The organism is Spirilliplanes yamanashiensis (assembly GCF_016863475.1).
In the GTDB taxonomy this organism is placed as follows: Bacteria; Actinomycetota; Actinomycetes; order Mycobacteriales; family Micromonosporaceae; genus Spirilliplanes; species Spirilliplanes yamanashiensis.
Genome location: NZ_BOOY01000016.1, coordinates 21,185 through 33,389, shown reverse-complemented (window position 1 = coordinate 33,389; position 12,205 = coordinate 21,185). Strand labels below are relative to the sequence as shown.

Sequence of the window (12,205 nt, the reverse complement as noted above, 5' to 3'; positions counted from 1 at the left end):
CGCCCGGTCGGGCGCCGTCGATCGGGGGTCGAGGCCGCCCGCCGGTTCTCGACACGGCGGGCGGCACCCACGCACACGCAGGGCCGCCGGCGCCCCGCCCCGCAGGGCAGGCGCGCCGGCGGCCCCGTGTCGTCAGCGGGTGGTGCGGCGGGTGGTGAGGAAGCCCAGGGCGATCATGCCGGCGCCCAGGAAGAAGTGCAGCCAGTCGTCGGCGGTGTTGACCGGGACGAAGTTGGCGGCGCTCTCGTGGCCGACGACCAGGCCGTACAGCCAGAGCACCAGGTAGACGGCGCCGCCGCCGATGAGGTAGTTGCGGGCGCCGGGGACCGTGCGCGCCAGCGCGAACCCGGCGACGCCGAACAGCAGGTGGACGATGTTGTGCAGGATCGACACCTGGAAGACGCCGAGCAGCATCGCCTCGGACTCGTGCCCGGCGAACTGCATCGTGTCGTAGTTCGTCGTGATGCCCGGGATGAACCCGAGGACGCCGACGAGCGCGAACGTGGCGGCGACAACGAGAGCGGCCGTGCGGACGAGGGATCGTTCGCCGGTCGAATGGGATCTGGCTACCATGGTCCTTCACACCTCCGTGGGAGTTCTGACGGCGGTGCATTCCCGCGTAGCGGTGCCGCAAACCCCTCCGACGATCCGATGTGGATCGCGACCGGTGGTCACACCAGCAGCGAACTCAGGCCCGAGATGGCGCAGATCTGCGCGACGTGCGGCTGGAGCCCGGCGACCTGCACGGTGGTGTGGCGCACCCGGGCGGCCTCGTGGACGGCGACGAGCACGCCGATGCCGGCGGCGTCGATGAGCGGCATCGCCGCGCACTCGACGACGAGGCGGTCGACGGCGCCGGCGCTGATGGCGCCGAGCAGCGCGCGGCGCAGCTCGTCGGCGTTGTCGCGGTCGACCTCGCCGCGGACGACGACGGTGACGGTGCCACCGCCGACGGAGACCGCCAGGTGCAGGCGGCTGTCGTGGGCGTCGGGCGCGCCGTCCCAGGGCGGCGGCGTGTCGCTGAGCATCGCCTCGCGCAGCCAGGTGAGGGCGCGGGTGAGCAGCCGGGAGACGTGCATCTGGGAGATGCCCAGTTCCTCGGCGATCTGCGACTGGGTCTGGTTGCCGTAGAAGCGCAGGGCCAGCAGGCGCCGCTCGCGGGCGGGCAGCCGGCAGATGAGGCGGGCCACGGTGAGCCGGTCGTCGACCAGGCCGATGCCGGCGTCGACGTGGCCGACGAGGTCGCCGATCTCCGCGCCGCCCTCGCCGAGCGGCGTGTTGAGCGAGGCGGGGGAGTAGCCGGCGGCGGACTCGAGCGCGTCGGCGACGTCCGCCTCGCCGATGTCGAGGTACGAGGCGATCTCGGCGGAGGTGGGCGTGCGCTGCAGGGTCGCGGTGAGCGTGCGGGTGGCCTGGCCGACGGCGAGGGAGAGGTCCTGCAGCCGGCGCGGCACGTGCACGCCCCAGGTGCGGTCGCGGAAGTGGCGCTTGATCTCGCCGCAGATGGTGGCGGTGGCGTAGGCGGTGTAGGAGCCGCGGCTCGGGTCGTAGCGGTCGACGGCCTTGACGAGGCCGAGGCAGGCGACCTGCGCCAGGTCGTCGGCGGGCTCGCCGCGGTTGCGGTAGCGGCCGGCGAGGCGGCGGGCGAACGGCAGCGAGCGGTCGATCAGCTCGTCACGCAGGGGCCGCCGGGCCTCGTCGGGGAGGCCGGCCGCGTCCGCGGCGTACCGCTCCGCCAGTTCGTCGAGGTCCTCGAAGGCCTCGGAGACCCGGAGTCTGACCTGGGTGGGATCGGGCATCTCTCGTTCCCCTCCGGTGAAGCCACCTTGTTCCCACCGCGTAAGGGGGGGGGAATCATCCCGGTTTGTGTAGCACATCAGCAGACGTCGACCCCAGGGTTGCCCGGCCGCGCCGGTCGCAAACGTCGCCCCGGAACATCATCCGCGCACGGATGCCGCCAGGTGCGGCCGTCGCTTGCCACCGGTGAGCGGTGAGGATTGGGTGAATCGATGAGGCAACGTGACGTGGTGGCGGTCGGCGGGCGGCGTGGAGGCGCTGAAGGCGCTCGTCGCCGGTCTGCCGCCGGACTTCCCGGGCGCACTGCTGGTGGTCCTGCACGTGCCGCACGACGCGCCCAGCGCCCTGCCGGCGATCCTCGACCGGGCCGGGCCGCTGCCGGCGCGGCACGCCGTCGACGGCGAGGAGCTGCGCCCCGGCCGCGTCTACGTCGCGCCCGCCGACCGGCACCTGCTGGTCATCGGCGGGCGCATCCGGCTCAGCCACGGCCCGTCGGAGAACGGCCACCGCCCGGCGATCGACCCGCTGTTCCGGTCCGCCGCCCGCGCCTACGGCCGCCGGGTCGTGGCGGTCGTCCTGTCCGGCTCCCGCGACGACGGCGCCGCCGGGTTGCAGACGGTCGCCGCGCACGGCGGGCTGACCGTCGTGCAGGACCCGGCCGACGCCCTGTTCCCGAGCATGCCTGCGGCCGCCCTGGCCCGCGCCACCCCCGACCACGTCCTGCCCGCCGCGAAGATCGGCGGCCTCCTCACCGGGATCACCGCCATGAGCCTGCCCGACCCGACGCCGGCCGACGACCGGCCGGACCCGCAGCTCGACCTCGAGGTGGCCATGAGCGACCTCGCCGACGTCACCACCGCCGACCTGCCCGTGGCCCCGGCCGGCTACGGCTGCCCCAGCTGCGGCGGCTCGCTCCACGAGCTCGGCCACGAGCCGCTGCCCCGGTTCCGCTGCCGCGTCGGCCACGCCTGGTCGCCGGAGAGCCTGCTCGACGAGCAGGCCGTCGCCACCGAGGGGGCGCTGTGGATGGCCCTGCGGGCGCTGGAGGAGAAGGCGGCGCTGAGCCGCCGGATGGCCGACGGCCACAGCGGCGGTCACGTCAGCGACCGTTACGACCGCTCGGCGCGGGAGGCCGAGAAGGCCGGGCGGCTGATCCGGCGCCTCATCGACGAGCTCGGCAGCCCACCGGTGGAGGAGCCCGGGCCCGCGCCCGCCGAACAGCGGTGACGGCGCCGGGTTGCGGTAGCGTCAGCGGGCACGCGACGCAAGGCGGAAGGCCGGCACCCGATGACGCCCCCGACGGATCCCCGGTTCGAGGCACTCCTGACGTACCTGAAGGAGGCCCGGGGCTTCGACTTCACCGGCTACAAGCGATCCAGCCTCATGCGCCGGGTCGGCCGCCGGATGACGACGCTGCGGATCGCCGACTACGGCGAGTACCTCGATCACCTGCAGGTGCACCCGGACGAGTTCACCGCCCTGTTCAACACGGTCCTCATCAACGTCACCGGCTTCTTCCGCGACGCCGAGGCGTGGGACTACCTGCGGGCCGAGGTGCTGGAGCCGCTGGTGGCGGAGAAGCCGGCGGCCACCCCGATCCGGCTGTGGAGCGCCGGCTGCGCGTCCGGTGAGGAGGCGTACACCCTGGCGATGCTGCTGGCCGAGATCCTCGGGCCCGAGCAGTTCCGGCAGCGGGTCAAGATCTACGCGACGGACGTCGACGAGGTGCAGCTCGACGAGGCCCGGCACGCCTCCTACGACGAGCGCAGCGCGGCCGCCGCCGTGCCGCCCGAGCTGCTGGAGCGCTACTTCGAGCCGCAGCCCGGCAACCGGTTCGTGTTCCGCAAGGACCTGCGCCGCTCGGTCATCTTCGGCCGCAACGACCTGGTGCAGGACGCGCCAATCTCGCGCATCGACGTGCTGTCGTGCCGCAACACGCTGATGTACTTCAACGCCGAGACCCAGGCCCGCATCCTCAACCGGTTCCACTTCGCCCTCGTCGACCGCGGCGCGCTGTTCCTCGGCAAGGCCGAGATGCTGCTCAGTCACGGCTCCGTGTTCGTGCCGGCCGATCTCAAGCGCCGGGTGTTCCGCAAGGTGCCGCGCCCGGCGGCGCCCAACGGCGCCGCGTTCGGAGAGCCGAGCGCCCCGGCCGAACGGCACGGCCTCGTCGGCCTCGACCAGCTGCGCGGCGAGGCGTTCCGGGCCGACCCGGTGGCGCAGGTGATCGTGACCGCCGACGGCCTGGTGGCGCTCAGCAACCGGCGGGCGGACACCCTGTTCGGCGTGTCGGCCCGCGACGTCGGCCGGCCGTTCCGCGACCTGGAGATCTCCTACCGCCCGGCGGACCTGCGCAAGTACATCGAGCAGGCCCAGGTGGAGCGGCGCCCGCTGCGCCTGACCGACATCGAGTACGCCCGCCCCGGCGCCGAGGCGCTGCACCTCGAGGTGCAGATCAACCCCCTGGTCAGCGGCGACTCCAGCCTGCTCGGCGTCGCGCTCATCTTCCACGACGTGACGGCGGCCCGCCGGCTGCGCGACGAGCTGGAGCACGCCAACCGCGAGCTGGAGTCGGCGTACGAGGAGCTGCAGTCGACGGTCGAGGAGCTGGAGACCACCAACGAGGAACTGCAGTCGACCAACGACGAGCTCCAGAGCATGAACGACCAGCTGCACCGGAGCACCGCCGAGCTGGACCGGGCCAACGCGTTCCTCGACGCCGTCTTCGCCGGCCTGCGCGCCGGCGTGGCGGTCGTCGACCGGCACCTGCTCAACCTCGACATCGGGCCGCCCATCGCGCACGTGCGCCCGCCGTTGAAGCGGGCCCTGACCGGCGACCGCGACGTGCCGACCGTGCGGCTGGAGGCGGTCGACCGGCGCGGCCGGGCGGTGACGGTCCGGGTGTCGTGCGCGCCGCTGAACGGGGCGAACGGCGAGGTCACCGGCGCGATCGTGGTGATGGAGACCGACGAGCCGGCCGGGTCCGATGCGGCCATCGTCTGACGTTTGCGGAGGCGGGGACCGGGAACCCGACGCGGACCCGGGCCGACAGGAGGCGCCTATGTCCGGCTCCTTGAGCTTCAGTGCCGAGGACGACGACGCCGGTTGTCGCGTGCTCACGGCGACCGGGACGCTGGACCGGAAGTCGGCGCCGAAGCTCCGGCTGACGCTGCTGAAGGCGCTCGCGGAGCAGCCGGCGGCCGTGCTGGTCGACCTGGCGCGGGTGCGCCTGACCGATCCGCTCGCGCTCACCGTGTTCACCGCCGTCGGCCGGCAGGCGGCCATGTGGCCGGGCATCCCCGTGGCGCTGTGCGCCCCGGCGCCCGTGCTGGCGGCCGCCCTGAGCCGGGGCATCCACCGGCGGCTGCCCGTGCACCCGAGTGTCGTCGCGGCGCGGGCGGACATCGCCCGGCGGCACGTTCCGCCGCAGACGGTCTCCGACGAGCTGCTGCCCGTGGCCGGCGCCGCCCGGCACGCCCGCGACCTGGTGACCGACGCGTGCGTCCGGTGGGAGATCCCGCACCTCGTCTTCCCGGCCAGCCTGGCGGTCAGCGAGCTCGTCAGCAACGCGGTGCAGCACGCCCGCACGATGGTGACGCTGCGGCTGTCGCTGCGCCCGCGCCACCTGCTCGTCGCCGTGCAGGACGGCTCGCCGGACGAGCCGGTGATCCGTCCGACCCCCGGCCCGTCGGCCGACGGCCGCGACGGCGGGCGCGGCCTGCCGCTGGTGGCGGCCCTGGCCCTGCACTGGGGATCGCTGCCCACGGCCGGCGGCAAGGTGGTGTGGGCGAGCTTCCCGCTCGGCGACCCCGCCGGCGACGCCTGACGGGGCCGGCCCGCCCCGCACGGGCGGCCCGCGGCGCGGTCACGGGCGTCCATGGGTACAGGGAAAACTCAGCTCGGCGGCTCTGCACCCGATCTCACAGGCAGCGTCCACCGTCCCTCGTACCGCCCGGAGTGCCCCATGTCCGCCGAGCCCCGCGCCGACCGCCGGTGGGTGGTGGGGTGCGCGCTGCTCGCGGCGGCCGTGCTGGGCTACGGGCTGCTGCTGGAGGCCAACATCGGCGGCGACGTGATCGCCCGCGACGTCGCGAACGCCGGCAACCTGCTGGCCTCCGCCGCCGCCGCGATCGCCGCCCTGACCCGGGCCGTCCGCTCGGCCGGCCGTCGCCGCCTCGCCTGGGCCGTGCTCGGCTCCGGGGTGCTGTCGTGGGCGCTGGGGCAGGTGGGCTGGTTCTGGTCGGAGACGGTCAACGGGGTCGGGGTGCCGTTCCCGTCGCTGCCGGACGTCGGCTACCTGGGTTTCGCGCCGCTCGCCGCGGCGGGCGTCCTGCTGCTGCCGGGCATCCGGCAGAGCCCGGCGCAGCGCTGCCGCGGCGTCCTCGACGGCCTGGTGCTCGGGGGTTCGGCGCTGCTCATCAGCTACATCCTGCTGATGAAGCCGCTGATCGGCGGCCGGGCGGCGGGTCTGACGAAGGCCGCCATCCTCGCCTACCCGCTGCACGACGTCATGATCGTCACCGTCGTGCTGTACATGCTGGTGCTGCTGCGCCGCGTCGGCGTGCGGGACGTGCCGCTGTCGCTCATCGGCGCCGGCATGCTCGTCATCGCGGTGGCCGACAGCGGCTACGCGTACGTGACGATCGTCGGCGCGTTCCAGTCCGGCGGGATGCTCGACGCGGGCTGGTCCGGCGGCTTCCTGCTCATCATGCTGGCGGCGCTGCGGAAGCCGGACGCCCGGCCCGTCGTGGTCGCCGGCGCCGACGAGCGCCCGGTGGGCGTCATGCTGCCGTACGCGGCCGTCTTCGCCGCGGTCGTCGTCACCTGCCTCAACTACCCGCGGTTCGACCGGCTGATCATGTACGTGTGGGCGGCGGTCATCGTGCTCATCGGGGTGCGCCAGCTGCTCACCCTGCTGGAGAACCGGGCCCTCACCCGGGACCTGGAGGCCCGCGTCGCCGCCCGCACCGCCGAGCTGTCCGCCAGCGAGCAGCGCTTCCACGCCCTGGTGCAGCACAGCTCCGACGTCGTCACGGTGGTCGGGCTGGACGGCGTGGTCCTCTACCAGTCCGAGTCGGTGCAGCGGGTGTTCGGCTGGCAGCCGGCCGAGGTGACCGGCCGCTCGATCAGCGACATGGGCGACCAGGAGTCCGCCGCCCGCCTGCACGAGGCGCTGCGCGCCGTCGCCACCCGCCCGTACGCCACCACCGTCGTCGAGGCGACGCTGCGGCACCGCGACCGCGGCCTCCGCCAGGTCGAGATGACCGTCACGAACCTGCTGGACGACCCGAACGTGCGCGGCGTCGTGCTCAACACCCGCGACATCAGCGAGCGCAAGGAGCTGCAGGACCAGCTCATGCACTCCGCGTTCCACGACGCGCTCACCCAGCTCGCCAACCGGGCGCTGTTCCACGAGCACCTCCAGGAGCGGCTGCGCGGCCGCCGGCGCACCGACCACGTCGCCGTGCTGTACCTGGACCTGGACGGGTTCAAGGAGGTCAACGACGCCCTCGGGCCGGCGGCCGGCGACCAGCTGCTCGTGCAGGTCGCCGACCGGCTGCGCGCCGCCGTGCGCGAGGAGGACACCGTCGCCCGGTTCGGCGGCGACGAGTTCGCCGTGCTGGTGGCCGCCGCCGAGCTGAGCGAGGCCGAGACGGTGGCCCGCCGCATCGTCGCCGCCCTGGCCGCGCCGTTCCCCATCGCCGGGCAGGACGTGCACGCGGGCGGCAGCGTCGGCCTGGCCGTGGCCGGCCGCGCCGACGCGGTCGACGCCGACCAGCTGCTGCGCAACGCCGACCTCGCCATGTACCGGGCCAAGGCGGCCGGCGGCGGCACCGTCGCCAGCTACGACCCGCGGATGCACGCCGGCCTGATGGACCGGCTGCAGCTGGAGGCGGACCTGCGCCGGGCGCTGGACCGCGACGAGCTGACCGTGCACTACCAGCCGACCGTCGACCTCGCGCTGGACGACGCCGTCGCCGGGTTCGAGGCGCTGGTGCGCTGGCAGCACCCTGCCCGCGGGCTCGTGCCGCCCGGCGACTTCATCGGTCTGGCCGAGGCCACCGGCGTGATCGGTCCGCTGGGGGAGTGGGTGCTGGAGCAGGCGTGCCGGCAGGCCGTCGCCTGGGAGCGCGAGCACGGCCGCCGCATCCGGATGGCCGTCAACGTGTCGGTGCGCCAGTTCGACCGCGACGACCTGCCCGGCCGGGTCGCCGCCGTCATCGCCCGCACCGGGGTGCGCCCCGACGGGATCTGCCTCGAGGTCACCGAGAGCGTGCTGATGACCGACACCGAGCAGAACCTGGAGCAGCTCACCCGGCTCAAGGCGCTCGGCGTGCAGCTCGCCATCGACGACTTCGGCACCGGCTACTCGTCGCTGGCGTACCTGCGCCGGTTCCCCGTCGACATCCTCAAGATCGACCGTTCGTTCGTGGAGCGGCTCGGCGACGAGGAGGACGCCGCCACCCTGGCGCACACCATCGTGCAGCTCGGCCGCAGCCTCGGCATGGCCACCGTCGCCGAGGGCGTGGAGACCGAGGACCAGCTCGCCGCGCTGCGCCGCATGGGCTGCGACCTGGCCCAGGGCTACCTGTTCAGCCGGCCGGTGCCGGCGGCCGACGCCGGGGGGCTGCTGGCCCGGCGGCCCGCGCGCCCGATCGCGGTCTGAACTCAGCGCGTCCCGCGGTCGACCAGCACCGGGCAGTCCGCGTGCCGCAGCAGGTGCAGCGCGGCCGAGCCGAGCACCGCGCCGGCCAGGCCGCCCAGCCGGCTCGGGCCGACCACGATCAGCCGGGCCGCGTGGGTCGACTCGGTCAGCACCCGCGCCGTGGGGCCGGGCCGGGCCACCGCGATCGCTTGCACGTCGGGGTACTTCTCGCGCCACGGCTCCAGCAGCGCGGCCAGCCCCGCCGCCGCCGTGCCCGCCCGCACCGCCACCAGGTGGCAGCCGGCCGCGTCGGCCTCCTCGAACGCCAGCCCCAGGGCGCGCGCCGCCCCGGGCGAGTCGTCCAGGCCGGCCACCACCGGGCGCCGGTCCTCGCCGCACACCGGCGGCCGGGCCCCCGCGCCGCGGACCACCGCGACCGGGCACGGCGCGTGCGAGGCGACGTGTTGCCCGACGGAGGTCAGCAGCTCCACCGGTCGGGGCTCGGCGTGGTGGCCCAGCACCACCAGCTCCGCGCCCGCGGCGGCGCGCACCAGCACGTCGGCCGGGTCGCCCGCGGCCGTCCGCGCCCGGACCGGCACCCCGGGCGCCGCCTCGCGCGCCGCGCACTCCGCGTGGGACAACAGCATCCCGGCCTCACCGGCCCGGGCGTCGCGCACGTGCACCAGGTGCAGCACGGCGTCGCGGCGGCGCGCCTCCCGGGCGGCCCAGCGGACGGCGGCCAGGCTCGCGCCCGAGCCGTCCACCCCGGCGACGACCTCCGCGCGCGGGTACGTGCCGACGATCCGCATGGCTCCTCCTCGGGGCGGGACTGCCCTCAGCCTCGCCCGCGGCGGCGCCGTGCGGCAGGGCCGGAAGACCCGTCCCCGCGGCGGTCAGCCCAGCGTGATCACCGTCTTGATGTCGTCCGGCTGCGCCTCGTACGCGTGCGCGAAACGCTCCAGCGGCACCCGCCGGGTGATGAGGCCGTCCAGCCAGCCGTGGTCGGCGGCGCCCAGCACCTGCGCCGCGGCCGCCCAGTGCCGCATGTTCGCGTTCACCGAGCCCACCACCACGTCGTTCTCCAGCACCAGCTCCCGGTTCGCCGCGCCCACGTCCACCCGCGACCGGCGGCCCGGCCGGGACACCCCGGTCAGGCACGTGACGCCGTACGCGCCGGTGCCCGCGATCGCCTCGAACACCACCGACGGCACGCCCGTCGCCTCCACGATGACGTCCGGGCCCAGCTTCGCGGCCACGTCCGCCACGGGGCCCGCGTGGTACCGCGCGCCCAGCGCGCGCACCGCCGCCGGCTTGGGGCCGTCGGCCACCACGTCCAGCACGTGCACGTCGAGGCCGCGCTGCACCCCGATCAGCGCCGCCAGCAGCCCGATCGGGCCCGCCCCGGTGACCAGCACCGTGCGCGGCTCGAACACCGACCGGCCGCCCACCCGGTCGATCTGCTCCCACGCCTTCGCCACCACCGACGCCGGTTCCATCAGCACGCCCACCCGCTCCAGCGCCGGGTCCAGCCGCACCGCGTACGCGGCCTCCACCGTCCACGCCTGCGCCGCGTACCCGTCGAGGTCCTTGATGCCGCGCTCGGTGTAGCCGCCGTTGCGGCACATGTCGAACTCGCCGTGCGCGCACGCCAGGCACGGCTGCGGGTCCGGGCGGCGCACCACGCCCGCGACCAGGTCGCCCGGGGCGAATCCGCTGCCGTCGGGCGCCGAGCGCACCCGGCCCAGCGACTCGTGGCCGATGACCAGCCGCTCGCGCCCCGGCGCCGCCGTGCCGTACTCGGCGGCGATGATCTCCCGGTCGGTGCCGCACACGCCCACGGCCAGGCCGTCCACCAGCAGCTCGCCGTCGCCCGGCACCGGCTCCGGCAGCTCGGTCAGCTCCAGCGAGCCGGGCGTGCCCGGCCGCACCGTCAGACCCGCGGGCATCGCAGCCCCTCCTCCTGGCGCTCCTGCGACGGGCCCGTCGACCGCGCCGACAGGTTGCGCGCCGTGTCGATCAGCGGCACGTGGCTGAACGCCTGCGGGAAGTTGCCCACCAGCCGGCCCGCCTTCGCGTCGTACTCCTCCGACAGCAGGCCCACGTCGTTGCGCAGCGCCAGCAGCCGCTCGAACAGCTCCCGCGCCTCGTCGTCGCGGCCCATCAGCGCGTAGTTGTCGGCCAGCCAGAACGAGCACGCCAGGAACGCGCCCTCGCCCGACGGCAGGCCGTCCACCCCCTCGCCCGGCGGCTGGGTGTAGCGCTGCACGAAGCCGTCCTGCAGCAGCTCCGACTCGATCGCCGCGACCGTGCCGCGGATCCGCTCGTCCGAGGCCGGCAGGAACCCCACCAGCGGCGCCATCAGCATCGCCGCGTCCAGCTCCGCGGAGCCGTAGAACTGGGTGAACGTGCGCCGGCGCTCGTCGTAGCCGTGGGTCAGGATGTCGGCGCGGATCTCGTCGCGCAGCGCCGTCCAGCGCGCCGCCGGGCCCTTCAGGTCGAACGTCTCCACGGCCTTCACCGCCCGGTCCGCGGCCACCCACGCCATCAGCTTCGAGTGGGTGAACTGCTTCGAGCCGCCGCGCACCTCCCAGATGCCCTCGTCCGGGTCGCGCCAGTGCGCCTCCACGAACTCCATCAGCTTCACCTGCAGGCCCCACGCCGGGTCGTTGCGCTTCAGCCCGGCCCGGCGGCCCTGGTGCAGGGCGTCCATGACCTCGCCGTACACGTCCAGCTGGAACTGCTCGGCGGCCGCGTTGCCGATCCGCACCGGGTTGCCGTCGTAGCCGGGCAGCCAGTCGGCGATGTACTCCTCCAGCCGCCGCTCGCCCGCCACCCCGTACATGATCTGCATCTCGGCCGGGTCGCCCGCGATGGCCCGCAGCAGCCACTTGCGCCACTCCTGGGCCTCGCTCTGGAAGCCGGAGTACAGCAGCGACTGCAGCGTGATCGTGGCGTCGCGCAGCCAGCAGAACCGGTAGTCCCAGTTGCGCACCCCGCCGAGCTGCTCCGGCAGCGACGTGGTGGCCGCCGCGACGATCCCGCCCGTCGGCCCGTACGTCAGCGCCTTCAGCGTCAGCAGCGAGCGCACCACCGCCTCGCGCCACTCGCCGTCGTAGGTGCACGCCGACATCCAGCCTTGCCAGAACCCCTCCGTCGCGCCCAGCTCGACGACCGGGTCGAGCGGCTGCGGCGGCGGCAGGTGCGACGGCCGCCAGGTCAGCGTGAACGGTGCCCGGTCGCCCGCGCCGATCGTGAACTCGGCCCGCGTCGCCAGGTCCTCGCCGAACGTCTCGACGGGCGTGCGCAGCCACACCGCGTTCGGCCCGGCCACGGCCACCAGGTCGCCCTGCTCCCGGTACACCCACGGCACCACCCGCCCGTAGTCGAACCGCAGCCGCAGGTCCATCCGCATCGGCACCCGCCCGCGCACCCCCTCGACGATGCGCACCAGGTCGGGCGCCTCGCCGCGCGGCGGCATGAAGTCGATGACCCGCACCGTGCCGGAGTCGGTGTCGAACTCCGTCTCCAGCACCAGCGAGTCGCCCCGGTACCGCCGGCGCACCGCCCGCACGTCCTCGGCGGGCGCCAGCAGCCACCGCCCGTGTCTCTCGGTGCCCAGCAGGGCGGCGAAGATCGCCCCGGAGTCGAACCTGGGCACGCACAGCCAGTCGACCGACCCGTCCTTGCCGACGAGCGCGGCGGTCTGCGTGTCCCCGACGATCGCGTAGTCCTCGATGGGCAGCGCCATGGCTGGCTGCTTAC

General features: G+C 74.7%; 9 protein-coding genes. 4 read left to right on the top strand and 5 right to left on the bottom strand.

What is annotated here, in order from left to right; all coding sequences use genetic code 11:
* Positions 1 to 132: 132 nt before the first annotated feature.
* A complete protein-coding gene (locus Sya03_RS11015; protein ID WP_203938139.1) occupies positions 133 to 573 on the bottom strand; it encodes a DUF4383 domain-containing protein in 441 nt (146 codons plus the stop codon).
* 98 nt (positions 574 to 671) lie between these two features.
* A complete protein-coding gene (locus Sya03_RS11010; protein ID WP_203938138.1) occupies positions 672 to 1,799 on the bottom strand; it encodes a SigB/SigF/SigG family RNA polymerase sigma factor in 1,128 nt (375 codons plus the stop codon).
* 220 nt (positions 1,800 to 2,019) lie between these two features.
* Between Sya03_RS11010 and Sya03_RS11005 the strand changes: the two genes are divergently transcribed.
* The 4 genes from Sya03_RS11005 to Sya03_RS10990 all read left to right on the top strand — a co-directional run bounded on the left by Sya03_RS11005 (position 2,020) and on the right by Sya03_RS10990 (position 8,464).
* Entirely contained in the window at positions 2,020 to 3,024 is a 1,005-nt protein-coding gene (locus Sya03_RS11005) for a chemotaxis protein CheB (RefSeq protein WP_239107330.1), read from the top strand.
* A 60-nt stretch (positions 3,025 to 3,084) separates the two neighbouring features.
* Entirely contained in the window at positions 3,085 to 4,800 is a 1,716-nt protein-coding gene (locus tag Sya03_RS11000; protein WP_203938137.1) for a CheR family methyltransferase, read from the top strand.
* A 58-nt stretch (positions 4,801 to 4,858) separates the two neighbouring features.
* A complete protein-coding gene (locus tag Sya03_RS10995; protein WP_203938136.1) occupies positions 4,859 to 5,623 on the top strand; it encodes an ATP-binding protein in 765 nt (254 codons plus the stop codon).
* A 138-nt stretch (positions 5,624 to 5,761) separates the two neighbouring features.
* The gene (locus tag Sya03_RS10990) at positions 5,762 to 8,464 is read left to right on the top strand and encodes a putative bifunctional diguanylate cyclase/phosphodiesterase (protein WP_203938135.1); all 2,703 of its coding nucleotides are present in this window, start codon (positions 5,762 to 5,764) and stop codon (positions 8,462 to 8,464) included.
* A 2-nt stretch (positions 8,465 to 8,466) separates the two neighbouring features.
* Here Sya03_RS10990 and Sya03_RS10985 read toward each other — a convergent pair whose 3' ends face one another.
* From Sya03_RS10985 to Sya03_RS10975, 3 genes are all read right to left on the bottom strand, one after another.
* Complete coding sequence (locus Sya03_RS10985) at positions 8,467 to 9,252, bottom strand: universal stress protein (protein ID WP_203938134.1); 786 nt, start codon at positions 9,250 to 9,252, stop codon at positions 8,467 to 8,469.
* 84 nt (positions 9,253 to 9,336) lie between these two features.
* Positions 9,337 to 10,389 carry a glucose 1-dehydrogenase gene (locus Sya03_RS10980; RefSeq protein ID WP_203938133.1) on the bottom strand — a complete coding sequence of 351 codons (1,053 nt, stop codon included), beginning with the start codon at positions 10,387 to 10,389 and terminating at the stop codon, positions 9,337 to 9,339.
* Complete coding sequence (locus Sya03_RS10975) at positions 10,374 to 12,191, bottom strand: glycoside hydrolase family 15 protein (protein ID WP_203938132.1); 1,818 nt, start codon at positions 12,189 to 12,191, stop codon at positions 10,374 to 10,376. The genes Sya03_RS10980 and Sya03_RS10975 overlap by 16 nt, the downstream gene beginning before the upstream one ends.
* Between the last annotated feature and the right edge of the window lie 14 nt (positions 12,192 to 12,205).